The 19,257-nt window shown below is 63.6% G+C and carries 14 protein-coding genes; 4 read left to right on the top strand and 10 right to left on the bottom strand.

The genetic code is table 11. From position 1 onward, the window contains the following. Positions 1–11: 11 nt before the first annotated feature. The gene (locus FAZ97_RS18770; protein ID WP_158759938.1) at positions 12–1,295 is read right to left on the bottom strand and encodes a serine hydroxymethyltransferase; all 1,284 of its coding nucleotides are present in this window, start codon (positions 1,293–1,295) and stop codon (positions 12–14) included. 442 nt (positions 1,296–1,737) lie between these two features. Between FAZ97_RS18770 and FAZ97_RS18765 the strand changes: the two genes are divergently transcribed. Continuing rightward, positions 1,738–2,769: a GlxA family transcriptional regulator gene (locus FAZ97_RS18765; RefSeq protein ID WP_158760987.1), complete on the top strand. Its 1,032-nt coding sequence runs from the start codon at positions 1,738–1,740 to the stop codon at positions 2,767–2,769. A gap of 580 nt (positions 2,770–3,349) precedes the next feature. On the opposite strand, the gene fdhA is transcribed toward FAZ97_RS18765, so the two are convergent. The 8 genes from fdhA to FAZ97_RS18725 all read right to left on the bottom strand — a co-directional run bounded on the left by fdhA (position 3,350) and on the right by FAZ97_RS18725 (position 13,185). Further along, positions 3,350–4,546 carry a formaldehyde dehydrogenase, glutathione-independent gene (gene fdhA, locus FAZ97_RS18760; RefSeq protein ID WP_158759937.1) on the bottom strand — a complete coding sequence of 399 codons (1,197 nt, stop codon included), beginning with the start codon at positions 4,544–4,546 and terminating at the stop codon, positions 3,350–3,352. Between the two features lie 160 nt (positions 4,547–4,706). Next, a complete protein-coding gene (locus tag FAZ97_RS18755) occupies positions 4,707–5,216 on the bottom strand; it encodes a dihydroneopterin aldolase (protein ID WP_158759936.1) in 510 nt (169 codons plus the stop codon). Then, positions 5,213–5,848: a sarcosine oxidase subunit gamma gene (locus FAZ97_RS18750; protein ID WP_158759935.1), complete on the bottom strand. Its 636-nt coding sequence runs from the start codon at positions 5,846–5,848 to the stop codon at positions 5,213–5,215. Before FAZ97_RS18750 ends, FAZ97_RS18755 begins: the two co-directional genes overlap by 4 nt. Continuing rightward, the gene (locus FAZ97_RS18745; RefSeq protein WP_158759934.1) at positions 5,838–8,846 is read right to left on the bottom strand and encodes a sarcosine oxidase subunit alpha family protein; all 3,009 of its coding nucleotides are present in this window, start codon (positions 8,844–8,846) and stop codon (positions 5,838–5,840) included. Before FAZ97_RS18745 ends, FAZ97_RS18750 begins: the two co-directional genes overlap by 11 nt. Continuing rightward, a complete protein-coding gene (locus FAZ97_RS18740; RefSeq protein WP_158759933.1) occupies positions 8,843–9,154 on the bottom strand; it encodes a sarcosine oxidase subunit delta in 312 nt (103 codons plus the stop codon). The genes FAZ97_RS18745 and FAZ97_RS18740 overlap by 4 nt, the downstream gene beginning before the upstream one ends. Positions 9,155–9,167: 13 nt before the next feature. Continuing rightward, positions 9,168–10,412, bottom strand: a complete 1,245-nt coding sequence (locus FAZ97_RS18735; RefSeq protein WP_042260300.1) for a sarcosine oxidase subunit beta family protein — start codon at positions 10,410–10,412, stop codon at positions 9,168–9,170. A 38-nt stretch (positions 10,413–10,450) separates the two neighbouring features. Next, positions 10,451–11,836, bottom strand: a complete 1,386-nt coding sequence (locus FAZ97_RS18730; protein ID WP_158759932.1) for an L-serine ammonia-lyase — start codon at positions 11,834–11,836, stop codon at positions 10,451–10,453. A gap of 206 nt (positions 11,837–12,042) precedes the next feature. Further along, complete coding sequence (locus tag FAZ97_RS18725) at positions 12,043–13,185, bottom strand: porin (RefSeq protein ID WP_158759931.1); 1,143 nt, start codon at positions 13,183–13,185, stop codon at positions 12,043–12,045. 346 nt (positions 13,186–13,531) lie between these two features. Between FAZ97_RS18725 and betI the strand changes: the two genes are divergently transcribed. The 3 genes from betI to betA are packed head-to-tail and all read left to right on the top strand — an operon-like array spanning position 13,532 to position 17,374. Beyond that, positions 13,532–14,146: a transcriptional regulator BetI gene (gene betI, locus FAZ97_RS18720; RefSeq protein ID WP_158759930.1), complete on the top strand. Its 615-nt coding sequence runs from the start codon at positions 13,532–13,534 to the stop codon at positions 14,144–14,146. A gap of 19 nt (positions 14,147–14,165) precedes the next feature. Next, on the top strand, positions 14,166–15,635 hold the full coding sequence (gene betB / locus FAZ97_RS18715) for a betaine-aldehyde dehydrogenase (RefSeq protein ID WP_158759929.1): 1,470 nt from the start codon (positions 14,166–14,168) through the stop codon (positions 15,633–15,635). Between the two features lie 11 nt (positions 15,636–15,646). Further along, positions 15,647–17,374, top strand: a complete 1,728-nt coding sequence (gene betA / locus FAZ97_RS18710) for a choline dehydrogenase (protein ID WP_158759928.1) — start codon at positions 15,647–15,649, stop codon at positions 17,372–17,374. Positions 17,375–17,548: 174 nt separating this feature from the next. On the opposite strand, the gene FAZ97_RS18705 is transcribed toward betA, so the two are convergent. Continuing rightward, positions 17,549–19,195: an APC family permease gene (locus tag FAZ97_RS18705; RefSeq protein WP_158759927.1), complete on the bottom strand. Its 1,647-nt coding sequence runs from the start codon at positions 19,193–19,195 to the stop codon at positions 17,549–17,551. Between the last annotated feature and the right edge of the window lie 62 nt (positions 19,196–19,257).

Below are 19,257 nucleotides of genomic sequence, written 5' to 3'. Positions count from 1 at the left end.
GGTGTGAGGAATCAGGCTTGCGTATAGATCGGGAAGCGTTCGCACAGCGCGAAGATCTCGCGGCGCACGCGCTGCTCGGTGGCGGCATCGCCTTCGGGATGCATGCGCAGTGAATCGAACACTTCGAGAATCAGGCGACCGATCTCGCGGAACTCGTTCACGCCAAAGCCGCGCGTGGTGCCCGCGGGCGTGCCGAGGCGAATGCCCGAGGTGACCGTGGGCTTTTCGGCGTCGAACGGAATGCCGTTCTTGTTGCAGGTGATGCCGGCGCGCTCCAGCGCCTGCTCGACCTGATTGCCCTTGAGGCCCTTGGGTCGCAGATCGACGAGCAGCAAGTGGTTGTCGGTGCCGCCCGTCACGAGATCCACGCCGCCCGCTTTCAGCACCTCGCCCAGCGCCTTCGCATTGGCGAGCACGCTGTCGATATAGGTCTTGAAGCTCGCGTCGAGCGCTTCACCGAACGCCACGGCCTTGCCCGCAATGACATGCATGAGCGGGCCGCCTTGCAGACCGGGGAACACAGCCGAATTGATCTTCTTCGCGATCTCTTCGTCGTTGGTCAACACGAAGCCGCCGCGCGGGCCGCGCAGCGTCTTGTGCGTGGTGGAGGTGACGACGTGCGCGTGCTCGACCGGGTTCTGGTGACGCCCCGCCGCGATGATGCCCGCGATATGCGCCATGTCGACCATGAGCTTCGCGCCGACCGAGTCGGCGATGTCGCGAAAACGGGCGAAGTCGAGCGCGCGCGGATAGGCGGAGAAGCCCGCGATGATGAGGCTCGGCTTGTGCTGATGCGCGAGTTCCTCAACCTGGTCGTAGTCAATCAGCATGGTTTCGCGATTCACGCCGTACTGCACGGCGTTGAACCACTTGCCGGAAAGCGCAGGCTTCGCGCCGTGCGTGAGGTGGCCGCCTGCGTCGAGCGACATGCCGAGCATCGTGTCGCCAGGCTTGGCGAGCGCGAGCATGACCGAGCCGTTGGCCTGCGCGCCTGAATGCGGTTGCACGTTGGCGAAACCGGCATTGAACAGCTGCTTGATGCGGCTGATGGCGAGCGCTTCCACCTCGTCGGCGAATTCGCAACCGCCGTAGTAACGCTTGCCCGGATAGCCTTCCGCGTACTTGTTGGTCAGCACCGAGCCTTGCGCCTCGAGCACGGCGCGCGACACGATGTTTTCCGACGCGATCATTTCGACCTGCGACTGCTGCCGCTCGAGTTCTTTCAGGATGCTGCCGCGGACGGCTGAATCGCGTTGCGCCAGCGTTTGCGAAAAGAAAGGTTGAGTGTTCGACATAAGGCTTCCGTGACGATGAATGAAGGACTTCCTGCAATGCTAGAGGCCCCGTCGCGGCTGGCTTTACGTGGTTTAAGCGGCTGGGGACCGACGGTTCTATTCTTGTCGTTCGAAATGGCGCTCAACGTCGAAATTCAGACGCGTTCTTTTCCTTTTCCGCCATTCGCGTCCAATTTTCACAAGTGGCCCCGGCTGCGGCGGCCCGCTTGCGGTGCATGGCGCCCCATGTTTCCCGATCCAAATCATTTATCGGGCATCGCAGTGCACCAATCCCGCACCCTCGTCCTTTTTCCCGCCTGGCTTTTTTGTCCAGATGACTCAGGGTTTTGCCGCATGGCACACTGGACCCGCCAAATTCGAAAATTGCGGTAGCGTAGCCGCCCCCCGGCCCCACCGGGCCTCCATTGGGCATCAGGCTGCCGATCACAAGGAATCGTCCCCCATGCTGCCGGATCGCACAGCGTCGTTAGCGCACTTCGCGTTCATGCCGCTGCCCGACTTCACGATGATCGCGTTCACGAACGCCATCGAAGTCCTTCGTATGGCTAACTACCTGAGCGGTCAGCCGCTTTACAGATGGTCGATCATCAGCCCGGAGGGCGGTCCAGTCACGTCGAGCAACGGGCTGTCCATCGACACAGGGCCGGCCGAATGCGTGGGGCAACCCGATATTGTGTTCGTTTGCGGCGGCATTGACGTGCAGCGCGCCACCACGGCCGCGCATCTCAATGCCTTGCGCCGCTTTGCGCGCATGGGTGTCGCGCTGGGCAGTCTTTGCACGGGGACCTATGCGCTCGCGAAGTCCGGGCTGCTGGCCGGGTATGCGTGTGCGATCCACTGGGAGAACATGTCGGCGCTGAAGGAAGAGTTTCCGTCCACGCGGTTTCTCAAGGAGCTGTTCGTGATCGACCGCGATCGTGTGACTTGCACGGGTGGGGTCGCGCCGCTCGACATGATGCTGCACCTCATCACGGCGCGTGTGGGTACTGCTCGCGTGACGCAGATTGCCGAGCAGTTTGTGGTCGAGCATGTGCGCGATACTTCGGCTCAGCAGCGTATGCCACTCGTTGCTCGGCTTGGGTCAGCGAACAAGTCGCTCTTCGAGGTGATCTCCCTTATGGAGAACAATATCGAAGAGCCGCTTTCGCGTGAGGAACTCGCGCGGCTCGCGAATATGTCGCAGCGGCAGTTGCAGCGGCTCTTTCATGAGCATCTTGGCATGACGCCTACGCATTACTATTTGACGCTAAGGCTGCGGCGTGCGCGCGAGCTGCTGCTGCAGACCGATATGTCGATTATGCAGATTACGATGGCTTGCGGGTTTCAGTCGGCTTGTCACTTTAGCAAGAGCTATCGGGATGCGTTTGGAAATGCGCCTACCGGGGAGCGGAGGAAGCGCGTCGCGCCGCTTTCCGGGGTGGATACGCCTTCGGCTGGTGCTCTTGGGGTGCCTGCTGTTACTGTCCACGTTTGAAACTTGTTTTCGCGGTGGTGCTTCATGCGTTGCCCCTGTGCGGGGCGGCACCTACTTTTCGTTGCAGCGGCAAAGAAAAGTAGGCAAAAGAAAGCCGCTCACACCGCTAATGCCTGCCACCGTTCACCTCGCACCGCCCCACTCGAATGGCTCCGGAGCGTCTGTCACCTCGCACCATTCCCGTTAGTGACAAAGGGCTCATCCGTTCCCGCTGCTCGCTACGCGCGCAGCGGCCGGGTCTGCAAGGGACACCGGAGACCGAGGGTAGCAAGCGCATTCGCAAGAACTTACGCGCCCCAACGGTTTTGGGTTATGCCCTTCGGGGCGCGTAGCGCCGCCGGAAGGATGAGCGCCTTGTCACTTAGTTAAGTGGTGCGAGGTGACAGACGCTCCGGAGCCATTCAAGTGGGGTGGTGCGGGGTGAACGGTGGCAGGCGCTGGCGGTTTGAGCGGCTTTCTTTTGCCTACTTTTCTTTGCCGCTGCAAAGAAAAGTAGGTGCCGCCCCGCACAGGGGCAACGCTTGAACCACCACCGCGAAAACAAGCAAAGCCCAAACCGCCAGGAACTGGCGACAAAAACCTAAGCCGCCAACAACCCATGCGGATCAATCACAAACTTCCGCGGCGCGCCGCCATCAAACTTCTTATAGCCGTCAGGCGCCTCATCAAGCGATATCACAGAAACATTAACGATTTTGGCAATCGGCAACCGATCAAACAAAATCGCCTGCATGAGATTGCGGTTGTACTTCAGCACGGGCGTTTGCCCAGTATGAAACGTATGCGACTTGGCCCACCCAAGCCCAAAGCGGATGCTTAGACTCCCATGCTGCGCAGCCACGTCACGCGCACCCGGATCGTCGGTCACATAAAGCCCAGGAATACCAATCATCCCTGCGGGCCGCGTAATCTCCATCAACGAATTGAGCACCGTAGCCGGCGCCTCCTCCGAGTGCCCAGAAGCGCCATGCCCGTGCGCTTCAAAACCCACACAATCCACCGCGCAATCGATCTCCGGCTTGCCAAGAATCTGTTCGATCTGCTCGCCGAGCGTCGCGTCCTTCGAAAGATCAACGACTTCGAACCCCATCGCCTTCGCATGAGCAAGACGCTCCGCATTGATGTCGCCAACGATCGTGCAGGCCGCGCCAAGCAGCCGCGCCGATGCCGCCGCCGCCATCCCCACCGGCCCCGCCCCTGCGATATAAACGGTCGAGCCCGGCTTCACTCCCGCCGTCACCGCGCCGTGATAGCCCGTAGGCAGAATATCGGAGAGACATGTTAGATCGCGGATCTTCGACATCGCCTGATCGCGGTCCGGGAACTTCAGCAGGTTGAAATCGGCATACGGCACGAGCACATATTCGGCCTGGCCGCCAATCCAGCCGCCCATGTCGACATAGCCATAAGCACCGCCCGCGCGTGACGGATTCACGTTCAGACAAACGCCCGTGTGCTGCTCGCGGCACATCGCACAGCGCCCGCACGCCACATTGAACGGCACAGAAACGAGGTCGCCGATCCTCAGCGTTTCGACGTCGTTGCCCACTTCCACCACTTCGCCCGTGATCTCGTGGCCCAGCACAAGACCGATCGGCGCCGTCGTACGCCCGCGCACCATATGCTGGTCCGAGCCGCAGATGTTCGTGCTGACCACCTTGAGAATGACGCCATGGCCAATCGAGCGTCCGCTCGGATCGACCATCTTCGGATACGCGATATTCTGCACCTCGACCTTGCCCGGACCTTGATACACGACGCCTCGATTACCGCTCATCTCGCTGTCTCCTGTTCGATGCAGCTCGCAACGCTGCTCACTAGATAGCGTTGCCTCGCGCGGGCTTTCGCGTGAGGTAACGATGCTTCGAGGTTAGCCTGCCCGCCACATACGACGATGTGCAAAAAACGACGCGCCTTTGCCCGGCGCCGACATCGGGCTAGGCGTGCTGCCCACCCCCATCAACCCGAATCCACTGGCGATAGTCGGCGCGTGTCCAGTCGAGCGCCACGCCCACGCGCCGCGTGCCCGGCCGGATCTTCGGCTTGTGCACCGCGAGCCTCAACGTTTCCAGCGCGGGCCATTCGCGAAACGAAAACGCCGCCATGTCCGCCACCAGCGTTTCGAGCAGCCGCGTGTGCGGCTTGTGCACAAGAAAGTCCGCAAGGCGAGTGCAATAGCCGTCGTAGTCGATCCAGTCGCCCGCTTCACCCTGTGCGCTCTTTTCTCGCGGCATGCAGCGATAGCCGAGCTGTGCGTCGATCACGAGCGGCTGCGGCGCGCCGTGCTCGTGCGGATAAATACCGATGCGCGCCGGCACGCTCAACGCTTCGACGAACACGCTCCAGCCGCGTCCGCGTGACTCGTCGTGCGGGCTGAGCGCACCGATTGCACCGATCGCACCCAGCACGCCGGAAGCGGGTTCGAACGCCGCGTCGACGATCTTCATGGCGCGACCGACGCCGCGGCGTCGACCATAATGCGGCAGAAATAATCGGCGAAACTGCGGCGCACGACGATTTCGAAGCGGTCGTCGCCGGTCGGAATCAGCACGATCGATGCCTTGAAATACACGCTCTGCGCGCATTGCCCCGGCTTGAAGCCGCGCGGATGCAGATCGAGCGGACAGCCGCGCGAGAGCACATCGCGCGCTCGCGTGCCTTCGATCTCGATCACGGTGCTGCCGCTGCCGATGTCCACGGCCGCTGCATACGTTTCGCCGAGCACGGCGGTGAGCTTCGCTTCGAGCATGCCGGTTTGCACCGGTGCGAGCGAACGCACGAGCCATTCGTCGGGCCCGAGCCCGAGCACGTCGTAATGGTCGCTGCGCGCGACGGTGTTCGGCGCGGCAGGCGGCTCGCAGCCCACTACGCTTGCGAACGCCGCGACGAAGGCCGGATCGCTCAATTCGCCGCGCACGTTCACGAGGTCGCGGAACGGCAGCTCACGCATGGCGAACGCCTTCGAGGCGCGCCCCTCCTGCGCCTTCATCAGATCCGCTGCGCCGACGAGCGGCGACTCGAGGCGCACGCCAACAATGCGCTCCGCGACCGGCAGGGGCTCTTTCGTTTCATTCAACATGCTGACGCACTCCTTCCGTGTCGTAGAAAATCGGGCTCGCGATCTGCGCGCTGACGCGCCGGCCATCGGCCATGGGGATCACCACGCGCTCGCCCATCTTGTTCAAGCCGCCCTTCACGACCGCGAGCGCGATGGAACGCTGGAGGATCGGGCTGTAATAGCTCGACGTGACATGGCCGATCATCTGCGTCGTGCCATCGGGCCGCGCCTGCGCGTCGGGTGCGACGATCTGGCCGCCTTCTGGCAACACGTATTGCGCGTCGTCCGTTAGCAGTCCGACGAACTGCTTGCGGTTTTCCTTCGCGGTGTCCGAGCGCTTGAGCGAGCGGCGGCCGAGAAAATCCTTCGTCTGCGAGACGAGTCCGCCCATGCCGAGGTCGAATGGCGTAACCGACCCGTCCGTATCCTGGCCCACGATGATGTAACCCTTCTCCGCACGCAATACGTGCATCGTTTCCGTGCCGTACGGCGTGATGTCAAATTCGGCGCCCGCTTCCATCAATGCTTCCCACACGGCGCGGCCCGCGTTGGCCGGCACGTTCACCTCATAGGCCAGTTCGCCCGAGAAGCTGATGCGCATGACGCGAGACTTCACCCCGGCGACCGTGCCATTGCGATACGACATGAACGGGAATGCGACGTTGTCGAAGTCGATGTCCTTGCACACCTTCTGCAGCACCTTGCGGCTCTTCGGGCCGACCACGGCGAACGTCGCCCAATGATCGGTGACAGAAGCCAGGCGCACCTTCATATCGGGCCATTCGGTCTGCAGCCAGCGCTCGAGCCACGTGAGCACGCGCGCGGCGCCGCCCGTCGTGGTGGTCATCATGTAGTGCTGCGGGCCAAGTCGCACCGTCACGCCGTCGTCGAACACCATGCCGTTTTCATCGAGCATCAGGCCATAACGGCACTTGCCCACTTCGAGCTTGAGCCACGGGTTCGTGTACACCCAGTTGAGCAGCTTCGCGGCGTCCGGGCCTTGAATATCGATCTTGCCGAGCGTGGAAGCATCGAGAATGCCGACGCTGTTGCGCACCGCGAGACACTCGCGCTTCACGGCTGCGTGCAGATCCTCGCCGCTCTTCGGGTAGTACCAAGGGCGCTTCCGGTTGCCCACGTCCTCGAACGCCGCGCCATGCTGCACGTGCCATTCGTGAATGCAGGTCTTGCGGATCGGGTCGAGCATGTCGCCGAGTTCGCGCCCCGCGAACGTGCCGAACGTGACGGGCGTGTAGTTCGGGCGGAACGTCGTCGTGCCGGTTTCGGGAATCGTCTTGCCGAGCGCGCTGGCGAGAATCGCCATGCCGTTGATATTGCCGAGCTTGCCCTGGTCGGTGCCGAAACCCATGGCCGTATAGCGCTTCACGTGCTCGACCGACTCGAAGCCTTCGCGCGCGGCGAGCAGAATGTCCGCTGCCGAAACGTCGTTCTGGAAGTCGACGAACTGCTTGGGCCCGCGCGCCGCGTCCTTGCGGCTGCCTACCAGCCACAGCGCCTCCAGCGGCGTTTCTGCAAGCTCGGCGGCCTTCGGCACGATGGGCCGCTTGAACGGCAGGGCGAGCGACTTCACCGCGTCAATGCCGCCGTCCACGCCCTGCGTGAGCGCGCGGGCCAGGCCGAATTCGCCCACCGCCGCGCCAACGCTCACTTCTTCCTGCACGCGCTTGCCCGGCATGAAGCACGCCTTCGCGTCACTCCAGTGCGCCTTGCCGCCCGACTGCGCGAACAGGTGCAGCACGGGGCTGAAGCCGCCCGACACCGCAACGAGATCGCAGGCGAGCGTGCCTTGCGGCGCGCCGGTCTGGCCGTTCGCGTAGCCGACCACCTCGACCGAACTCACGCGCTGCTTGCCATGCGCGCAGTTGATGGCCGCGTTGTACATCACTTTCACGCCCTGGCGGCGCGCGGCGGCCTGCAATGCACCGTCGCCCTGCGAGCGCGAATCGATCACCGTGACGCTCGCGCCGCATGCCTTCAGGTCGAGCGCGCAGCGATAGCCCGCGTCGTTGTTCGTGAACACGACCGCATTGCGGCCCGGCAGCACCCCATAGCGCTGGATATACGTCGATACCGCCGAGGCCATCATGATGCCCGGCAGATCGTTGTTGCCGAACACGATGGGACGCTCGTGCGCACCGGTCGCGAGAATCACGCGCTTCGCGCGGATCTTCCACAGCAGCTCGCGCGTACCCTGACGCGTGGAAACCGGCAGATGCTCCGTCAAACGCTGGGTGACGGTCACGAGATTGTGATCCTGATAGCCGAAAGCCGTGCTGCGCGACAGAATTTTCACGTCGGGCATCTGCTTGAGTTCGGCTTCGATCTTCTCGACCCAGTGCAATGCGGGGCGACCGTCGATATCGGCCTTGCACGACAGCAGGCTGCCGCCCAGTTCGCGCTGGTCGTCCACGAGAATCACGCGTGCGCCGCTCGCGCCCGCCGTATGCGCCGCCGCGAGACCCGCGGGCCCGCCGCCGACCACGAGCACGTCGCAATGCGCGAAGCATTTGTCGTAGCGGTCGGCATCGCGCACTTCGGGCGCCTTGCCGAGGCCCGCGGCGTCGCGAATCTTTTCTTCGTATTTCGGCCACCATTTGCGCGGCCACATGAAGGTCTTGTAGTAAAAGCCCGCCGGCAAAAAGCGCGAGAATTTCTGGTTGATCGCCATGCGATCGTTTTCGAGGCTAGGCTCGGCGTTCACGCTCGTCGCAATGAGCCCCTGGTAAAGCTCGACTTCGGTCGCGCGCGCATTGGGCACCGTATGCGCGCCGCGCTCCAGTTGCACGATGGCATTGGGCTCGGCCACGTCCGCCGTCATGATGCCGCGCGGACGATGGTACTTGAAGCTGCGCGCGACGAAATGCACGTCGTTGGCAAGCAGCGCGGAGGCGAGCGTGTCACCCTGGAAGCCTTGATACGTGCGGCCGTTGAACGTGAAGTTCAGCGGGATCGCGCGGTTGACGCGCCCACCGGCGCCGAGACGGTTCTTCTGGCTCATTGCTGCGTGCTCCCTTGCTTGTTGCCTTGCGCTTCATTTACCGCGTTGGCCGCGCCGAAAGTCTCGTAACTCTGAATCTCGTAGGTAACGGTGTCGCGCGTCGCCTTGAACCAGCGGCGGCAGCCCTGCGCGTGCAGCCACTGCTCCTTATGCACGCCGCGCGGGTTGTGACGCATGAAGAGGTAGTCGCCCCATTGCGCATCGGTGAGATTGTCAGTCTCGAGCGGACGCGCGATGTCGGCTTCGCCGCCGCAGGTGAACTCGATTTCGGCGCGGGGACCGCACCACGGACATTCGATCAGCAACATGGTGTGGTCTCCTTTAGTGCGCGACGGCGGCGGCGCCGTGTTCGTCGATCAGATGGCCGGTATAGAAGCGGTCCAGCGAGAACGGCGCGTTCAGCGGATGCGGTTCGTCCTTCGCAATGGTGTGCGCGAACACCCAGCCCGAGCCCGGTGTCGCCTTGAAGCCGCCGGTGCCCCAGCCGCAGTTGAAATAGAGACCCTTTACATCGGTCTTGCTGATGATCGGGCAGGCGTCCGGCGAGACATCGACAATGCCGCCCCACTGCCGGTTCATACGCACGCGGGAGAACACCGGGAACATTTCGACGATGGCCTGCAGCGTGCCTTCGATGATGTGGAAGCTGCCGCGCTGCCCAAAGCCTGTGTACTGGTCCACGCCCGCGCCAATCACGAGATCGCCCTTGTCGGACTGGCTGATATAGGCGTGCACCGCGTTCGACATGATGACGGTGTTCACCACCGGCTTGATCGGCTCCGAAACCAGCGCCTGCAGCGGGTGGCTTTCGAGCGGCAGACGCACGCCTGCCATGTCCGCGAGCGTCGTCGTGTTGCCCGCCGCCACGACAGCGACCTTCTTCGCCTTGATGAAACCCTTCGACGTATCCACGCCCGTCACGCGCGCCCCGTCGCGGCGAATACCCGTTACCTGGCAGTTCTGGATAATGTCCACGCCGTGCTGGTCCGCGCCGCGCGCGAAGCCCCATGCCACGGCATCGTGACGCGCCACGCCCGCGCGGCGCTGGATCGACGCGCCCAGCACGGGGTAGCGGCTATTCAGGTTGATGGTCGGCTCGATTTCCTTGATCTGCTCGGGCGTGAGGAATTCGGCGTCCACGCCGTTCAGGCGGTTCGCGTTCACGCGGCGCTCGGTGTCGCGCACGTCCTGCAGCGTGTGCGCGAGATTCATCACGCCGCGCTGGCTGAACATCACGTTGTAGTTGAGGTCCTGCGAGAGCCCTTCCCAGAGCTTCATGGCCTTTTCATAGAGCGCCGCCGACTCGTCCCACAGATAGTTCGAGCGCACGATGGTCGTATTGCGCGCCGTATTGCCGCCGCCGATCCACCCCTTCTCCAGAATCGCGACGTTCTTCACGCCGTGTTCTTTCGCGAGGTAATAGGCCGTTGCGAGACCATGCCCGCCGCCGCCGACGATCACCACGTCGTACTCCTTTTTCGGCTCCGGGCTTCTCCACTGCCGCTCCCAGTTCTCGTGATACGACAACCCGTTGCGGAACAGACTGAATATCGAATAGCGGCTCATCTCGCAGACCCCTTGTTGCGCGTTACCATTAGCTTCCGTTAGCACTCGATGACGTTCACGGCGAGACCACCGCGCGACGTCTCCTTGTATTTCGTCTTCATGTCGGCGCCCGTCTCGCGCATCGTCTTGATGACGTTATCGAGCGTGACGTAGTGCTCGCCGTTGCCCTTGAGCGCCATGCGCGCGGCATTGATCGCCTTGATCGCGCCCATCGCGTTGCGCTCGATGCACGGAATCTGCACGAGGCCGCCCACCGGGTCGCAGGTCATGCCGAGGTTGTGTTCCATGCCGATTTCGGCGGCGTTCTCCACCTGGCGAGGCATCCCGCCCATCACGGCTGCGAGCGCCGCTGCCGCCATCGAGCACGCCACACCCACTTCGCCCTGGCAGCCCACTTCCGCGCCCGAAATCGATGCCGTTTCCTTGTAGATGATGCCGATGGCCGCCGCGGTGAGCAGGAAGTTGGCGATGCCGTCTTCGTTTGCGCCCGCAACGAACTTCACATAGTAGTGCAACACAGCGGGAATCACGCCCGCCGCGCCGTTCGTCGGCGCCGTGACGACGCGGCCGCCCGCCGCGTTTTCCTCGTTCACGGCCATCGCGTAGAGGTTGACCCAGTCGAGCATGGAAAGCGGATCGCGCAGCGACTCTTCCGAGCGCGAACGCAGATGCACCGAGAGATCGGCGGCGCGGCGCTTCACCTGCATCGGGCCGGGCAACTCGCCGTGCATCTTGCAGCCGCGCTCCACGCAGGCGGCCATCGCGCGCCAGATCGTGAGCAGCCCTTCACGCACGTCTTGCGGCGAACGTGCTGCACACTCATTAGCCAAAGTGACTTCGGCGATCGAACGCCCGCTCTCGTTGCACACGCGCAGCAGATCGTCGCCCGTGCGGAACGGATACGGCACGTCGCGTCCGCTGCGCACGCCATTGACGCGGTCGCCGTCGCGGTTCACGACGAAGCCGCCGCCGACCGAGTAGTACTCCTTTTCAACGAGCAGCTGGCCGTTTTCGTCGAAGGCCTGAAAGCGCATGCCGTTCGGATGCAGCGTGTTCGCGCCGCCCATCGTCTTGCGAAAGAAGCCGATGCATTCCTTCTCGTCGAAGCGGACGGCCTGCTTGCCGAGCAGCACGAGCGTCTTCTCGCGGCGAATGGCGGCGAGGCGCGGCTCGATCTGGTCGGGATCGACCGAGTCGGGCAGATTGCCTTCGAGGCCGAGCAGCACGGCCTTGTCCGTGCCGTGGCCCTTGCCCGTCGCGCCGAGCGAGCCGTAAAGCTCGACTTTGACGCGGCGCACAAACGCGAGCAGATTGGCGTCCTCGATATGGGACGCGAAGCGGCACGCAGCGACCATCGGGCCGACCGTATGCGAGCTGGACGGACCGATTCCGATCTTGAACAGGTCGAAAACGCTGACGTTCATCTGACTTCCCTTCGCGCTGAGCGCATGGATGAGCTTGAGTGCAAGTAGACCAAAGAGGCCGCATCAGTCGATAGAACAAAAACGCCATCGCCGTTGGACAGCCCCGCCAGACGGGGCTTCGGGCGTCTCCGGCGGACGTTGTGCCGGGGTTGCACTGCGGGTTTTCCCGATGTTTTGCAACGAGAAAACGCCCGCCCGGCGCTCACTCAGAACGAATGCCGCAAGCCCACGCGTACATCGGCCTGCGTGGTGGTCGAAGAAGGCGTGAAGCTGTAGCCGATCACCGCGTCCACCCCTTGCGAAGCCTTGAGCCAGTCGCCCGAGAGATAGACGTCCGTGGTCTTCGAAAGCAGGTAATGCAGGCCCGCCGAGAGCTGGTTCCAATGGTGACCGTCGAAGTGCGTGTACTGGTAGCCGCCCGCCACGCTGAACGCGGGCGTGACCTGCCAGTTCGCGCCGCCCTCGCCCACCTGCATGTGCTCGCTCTCGCCGAACGCCTTGATCTGCGTGTACGTGAAAGCGGCCATCAACGTGACGTCGCCGATGGCGTAGCTCGCGCCCGTGCCGAAGGTCGCCTGCTTGTCCACGGGGAACGGCGTTTCGCTATAGAGCGAGCTGACCGCGCCCGTGGCCGGATCGACGCTGACGGTGGGCCTGCCGAAGAACGTGCGCACGCCGATCATGTTGTATGGATCGAACGCGTAAATGCCCGATGGGTTGTTGAGTTGGGTGTAGGCAGCGCCCATCGCGAACGGGCCGTTCTGGTACTGCGCGCCCGCGCTCCAGGCGCTGCCGGTGTGAAAGTCGCCGGGCGTGTTGCTGAACGAGTACATGCCGCCGAACTGGAATCCGCCGAACGTGTTCGACATGAACTTCACGGCATTCGGCAGATGGTCGCCGTTCATGCGGTCGAAGTCGCCCTGGTTGATCGCGTAGCCGCTCGCCCACGCCGTGACGTTGTAGAGGTACACGAACTCCTGCGTCATGTCGGCCTGATTGCCGAACGTGAGCGTGCCCCAATCGTTCTGGAGTCCGACATAAGCGAGGCGGCCGAAAAGCGAGCCGCCGTTGGCGATCTGCCCATTGCCGAGGTGAAAGCCGCTCTCCAGCTGGAACACGGCCTTCAACCCGCCGCCGAGATCCTCGGTGCCCTTGAGCCCCCAGCGGTTGGCCTGCGCAATGCCGTCGTCGAATTTGACTTGATGCGAGCCGCCCGCATTGCTCACATACGTCACGCCCGCGTCGATGATTCCGTACAGCGTGACGCTGCTTTGGGCATGGCTTGCGGTCGAGACAGCGCTCAATGCCATCGCGATGCCGCTCAGTGCCACCGCATTCGGTTTTCTCATGGTGTCGGGTCTCTCTTGTCTGGCGATACAGGTTGTCGGTCCGCACAGAAAACGCGTGGCGCCTTGCGCGGTGGATCAAAACGTACAAGTCCAAATCTCGACCGACTTGCGCAGACACGACACGCGCTGGCGCTAACGCGACACGCCCGCAGCGGAAAAAGCCCTGAAAAACAGGCGCAATCCTTTATGTGGCGGGCCTCGCGAGGGGTTCCGGAGATGCAATCATCGGTAATCCGACGCGGACTTTGTAAAATCCGCCGATCCCGCCGTTTCTACGTTTTTATTGATTGAACATTCAATAAAAAATACCTAGAGTGGAAGCCTTCCCGCATTGCCCGGAGTCCCCATGCCCAAGATCGGAATGCGCGACGTGCGTCGCGCGCAACTCATCGACGCCACGCTGCAATCGATCGACCAGTCGGGGCTCTCGGGCACGACGCTAGCCACCGTCGCGCAGCACGCGAAGATCTCCACCGGCATCGTCAGTCACTATTTCGGCGGCAAGGACGGCCTGCTCGAAGCCACCATGCGCCACGTGCTGCACGACCTCTGGGAGGCCACGGTGCGGCGGCGCCTCGCCGCGAAAGACGAACCGCGCGCCCGCCTTCGCGCCATCGTTGCGGCCAACTTCGACGTTTCGCAGGTGAACTCGCCCGTCATGAAGACGTGGCTCGCGTTCTGGGCCGAGAGCATGCATCAGCCCGCGCTGCGCCGGCTGCAGCGCGTCAACACGCGGCGGCTGCATTCGAACCTCTGCGCGGAGTTCGAGAAGGTGCTGCCGGGCGCTACGGCCCGACGCGCCGCGAGCGGTCTCGCCGCGCTGATCGACGGCCTCTGGCTGCGGGGCGCGCTCACGGGCGAACCGTTCGACACGAAGGCCGCGCTGCGCGTGGCCAACGACTACATCGACCTGCTGCTCGAAGCGCGCGCGAAGCCGCGCTCAGGCAAGTCGGCCAAATAACCCGGCCCGGAGCCAATCGATGTCCCTCTTTCCCCTGCAACGCCTCTTTATCGACGGCGCCTACACCGACGCCACCAGCGGCGAAACCTTCGACAGCTACGATCCCGCCACCTGCACGAGGCTCGCCACCGTGCAGCATGCGAGTCCCGCCGACATCGACCGTGCGGTGCAATCGGCACGCGCCGGCCAACGCGTCTGGGCGGCCATGACCGCGATGCAGCGCTCGCGCGTTCTGCGGCGCGCGGTCGAGTTGCTGCGCGAGCGCAACGACGAGCTCGCGGCGCTCGAAACCCGCGACACGGGCAAGCCCATCGCCGAAACGCGCAGCGTGGACATCGTCACCGGCGCGGACGTGATCGAGTACTACGCGGGCCTCGCGCCCGCACTCGAAGGTCAGCAGATTCCGCTGCGCGAAAGCTCGTTCGTCTACACGCGGCGCGAGCCGCTGGGCGTCACGGCAGGCATTGGCGCGTGGAATTACCCGTTGCAGATCGCCTGCTGGAAGTCGGCGCCTGCGCTTGCGGCAGGCAACGCGATGATCTTCAAGCCGAGCGAGATCACCCCGCTTTCGGCCTCGAAGCTCGCCGAGATTTATATCGAGGCAGGCGTGCCGCCGGGCGTGTTCAACGTGGTCCACGGCGACGGCCGCGTGGGGGCCATGCTGAGCGTGCATCCCGGCATCGAGAAGATTTCGTTTACGGGCGGCGTCGAAACGGGCAAGAAAGTCATGGCGGCCGCGGGCGGCTCCACGCTCAAGGAAGTCACGATGGAACTGGGCGGCAAGTCGCCGCTCATCGTCTTCGAAGACGCCGACCTCGACCGCGCCGCCGATATCGCCGTGACCGCCAACTTCTTCAGCGCGGGCCAGGTGTGCACCAACGCCACGCGCGTGTTCGTCCATCAATCGGTGATTGCCGCGTTCGAAGCGCGCGTGCTCGAACGCGTTCAGCGTATTCGCGTAGGCCATCCCGCCGATCCCGCCACCAACTTCGGGCCGCTCGCGAACGCCGCGCAACTCGACAAGGTGCTCGGCTATATCGAGAGCGGCAAGCGCGAAGGCGCACGGCTGATCGCGGGCGGAGCGCGCCTCACGGATGGCGATTTCGCGCGCGGCCAATACGTGCAGCCCACCGTGTTTTCCGGCTGCCGCGACGACATGCGCATCGTGCAGGAAGAGATTTTCGGCCCGGTGATGAGCATTCTCGCCTTCGCCAACGAAGCCGAAGTGATCGCGCGCGCCAACGAATCGCTTTATGGTCTCGCCGCCGGTGTCGTGACCGAAAGCCTTTCGCGCGCGCACCACGTGATTCATCGGCTCGAAGCCGGCATCTGCTGGATCAACACGTGGGGCGAGTCCCCCGCCGAAATGCCCGTGGGCGGCTACAAGCAGTCGGGCGTGGGCCGCGAGAACGGCATCACGACGCTCGAACACTACACGCGCATCAAATCCGTCCAGGTCGAACTGGGACCGTATCAGCCCGTTTTCTGAGGGAGTCCTGCATGGCAGCGCAAGAGTACGACTACATCATCATTGGCGCGGGGTCGGCGGGCAATGTGCTCGCCGCGCGCCTCACCGAAGATCGCGATGCGACGGTGCTGCTGCTCGAAGCGGGCGGCCCCGACTACCGCTTCGATTTCCGCACGCAGATGCCCGCGGCGCTCGCCTACCCGTTGCAAGGCCGGCGCTACAACTGGGCCTACGAAACCGACCCCGAGCCGCACATGAACAACCGGCGCATGGAATGCGGGCGCGGCAAGGGGCTGGGCGGGTCGTCGCTCATCAACGGCATGTGCTATATCCGCGGCAATGCGCTAGATTACGACGGCTGGGCCGAGCGCGAAGGCCTTGCAAACTGGAGCTATCTGGACTGCCTGCCCTATTTCCGCAAAGCCGAAACGCGCGACATCGGCGCGAACGATTATCACGGCGGCGAAGGTCCCGTTCACGTGACGACGAGCAAGCCGGGCGTGAACCCGCTCTTCGAAGCGATGATCGAGGCTGGCGTGCAGGCAGGCTACGCCCGCACCGACGATCTCAACGGCTACCGCCAGGAAGGCTTCGGTCCGATGGATCGCACGGTGACCGCCAAAGGCCGGCGCGCGAGCACCGCGCGCGGCTATCTGGATCAGGCCAGGCATCGACCTAACATCGACATCGTCACGCACGCGGTAACGGACCGCATTCTGTTCAGCGGCAAGCGGGCGTGCGGTGTCGTCTTCCTCGACGGGCCCGCGCGCGTGACCCGCTATGCGCGCCGTGAAGTGCTGCTGTGCGCGGGCGCGATCGCCTCGCCGCAAATTCTGCAGCGCTCGGGCATCGGTCCGGGTGCGTGGCTGCGCGAACTGGACATCCCCGTTGTGCTCGATCTGCCGGGCGTGGGTCAAAATCTTCAGGACCACCTGGAAATGTATATGCAGTACGAGTGCAAGGAGCCGGTTTCGCTCTACCCTGCGCTTCTCATGCGCAATCAACCGGCCATTGGCATTGAATGGATGCTGCGCGGCACCGGTATTGGCGCGAGCAATCATTTCGAGGCGGGCGGCTTCATCCGCACGCGCGACGACGATCCCTGGCCGAACCTTCAGTATCACTTCCTGCCCGTTGCGATCAATTACAACGGCAGCAATGCGATCAAGATGCACGGCTTCCAGGCGCACGTGGGCTCGATGCGCTCGCCAAGCCGCGGGCGCGTGAAGCTGCGCTCGCGCGATCCGCGCCAGCATCCGTCGATTCTCTTCAACTACATGGCCGAAGCGCTCGACTGGCGCGAGTTCCGCGACGCGATCCGCATCACTCGCGAAATCATTGCGCAACCTGCGCTAGACCGCTTTCGCGGACGCGAGTTGAACCCCGGCGCGGCGCTCAAGACCGATGCGGAGATCGATGCTTTCGTGCGCAACCGCGCGGAAACCGCCTATCACCCGTCGTGCTCGTGTGCGATGGGTTACGACGATATGGCCGTGGTGGACGGCGAAGGCCGCGTGCATGGCGTTGACGGCCTGCGCGTCGTGGATGCGTCGATCATGCCGCGCATTACCACCGGCAACCTCAATGCCCCGACGATCATGATCGCGGAAAAGATCGCGGACAGGATTCGCGGGCGTGAAGCGCTGGCGCGTTCGAATGCGCCGTATTTCGTGGCGAACGGAGCTGCGGCCCGTGGGGCTGACTTTTCCGCCACGAATGGCGCGACGCATAAGGAGAAAGTACGCGCAGTGACGCTTTAAGTACCGCTTATCAGCCAGAGGCGGCGCGCGGGGATCTGCGCGCCGCGTCTGGCTTTTTCGTTGTGTTCAACCAGTGCGCGGCCAAGTCAGTAAAAAAGCGGCACCACACGGGAAACTCGCCCGCATGATGCCGCCAACACTGAAGCCAACTATCGACGCACTACTGAAGCTAACTCAGACCGAAGCGGCCAGCCAATGCGAAGCCGCGATCGTCAGCGCCGCCGCAACGAGCGCACCATAAGGCGCGAGACTCAGCCATCGGCTGCGCACCGGCACGCTCACTTCCATGTCGAGCGCACTGCCCGCCGGAAACCGCCCGCGATCTTGCCAGTAATGCCGGAAAGCAAACACCGGCACGATCAGCAGCATGGCGATGAGGCCGTCGCGCAGCGTCCCCTCTCCTTGCAGATTGGCGCCAGCGCCAACGAACACGAGGTTCGCATACCCGCACAGCGCCCCCAGCGCGAGCAGCCACGTCGGGCAACGAAACGGACGCGCCCACGCGCCACGATCCATGCGATGAATCCAGCCCGACTGCAAATTCAGGAAAACGAACAACATGTAGCAGACGTTCGAGATCGACAGCACGGTCATATAGTCCGACATCGCGAGCAGGACGAGATTGAAGCCGAGATCGGTCCACATCGCCGCCGTCGGCGCGCCGTGCTCGTTGACCCGCGAGAGATAGCGCGGCAGCCAGCCGTCCACCGAAGCCTGATAGAGCGTGCGCGACGAACCCATCATCGACGTCATTACGATCAGCAAAATCGAGAGCATGAGCATTACCACCACGGCATTGCCCACCCAGGCGCCGCCGCCCACCATCGCGGCCATGGCGGTGCCCACGCCGGTGCCGTCGCCGATGCGCGGATCGAGCATCATCGCCGTGCCGAGCGACCCCTGAAACGCAAGAGGAACGAGCGTCATGACGACGAGGCAAAGCGCGCCCGACCAGAAAATCGCCCTCGCCGTATCGCGCCGTGGATCGCGGAACTCGCGCGTATAGCACACCGCCGTTTCGAAGCCGTACGAGGCCCATCCCGCCATGAACATCGCGCCCAGCGCCATGATCACGCCCTGCCCGTTCCATGCGCCGAAGACCGATGCCGTGAGATTGCCGTGCGCATCATGGCCGAGGGGCAGCAGCGGAAACAGATGTTTTGCCGGCACGTCGCCCGTGACGAACGGCACGAGTCCGACGATCAAAAGTGGTGTAAGCGAAGCGATACCCAGAATCTTCTGCGTTTTCGCGGCCTTCGAAGCGCCGCTATGCTGAAGCCGGAAGGTGATGAGCAGGAACGCTGCCGCGATCAGGAACGTGGCGTTGATGCGCAGCGTGAGACCCGGCTTGATGAAGTCCAGGTTTGCGAGCGTCCAGTGCCACTGCAAGATGGCCGCATCGGGCGCAAACAGCGTCGCGAGCGCGTAGTTCGCGGCGAGTCCGCAGCCAAGCGCCAGCATGGGCGACCACGCGAGCCAGTTGCACCACACGGAAACGGGCGCGATCATCTTGCTGTAACGGACCCAGCCGATTGCTCCGTACACCGAAGCACCGCCCGACTTATGCGGAAAGAGCCCTGAAATCTCGGCGTAGGTGGCGCTTTGCACGAGGCCCATCGTGATCGACGCGATCCAGATGGCCCATGCCGGCTGTCCGATAGTCGCGCAAACGCCGCCGATCGTGAACAGCACGCCCGCGGGCACGCCGCTCGTCACCCAGAACGCATCTTTCCATGTAAGGCCGCGCTGCAGCGCATGGCCATGACCGCCGCGTGCGGCGCTCTCCTCCGCGCCGTGCGTTCCGATTCCCGCTTGCTCCATCTGCCTCCTCCTCTTTTGAACGCTAATCAACCAAAATTGCCGCGCAAATAGGGATGTACCGC

The organism is Paraburkholderia acidiphila, from assembly GCF_009789655.1.
Taxonomy (GTDB): domain Bacteria; phylum Pseudomonadota; class Gammaproteobacteria; order Burkholderiales; family Burkholderiaceae; genus Paraburkholderia; species Paraburkholderia acidiphila.
Note: the sequence above shows the minus strand (reverse complement) of the source record. Positions and strands in the feature narration are given on the sequence as shown.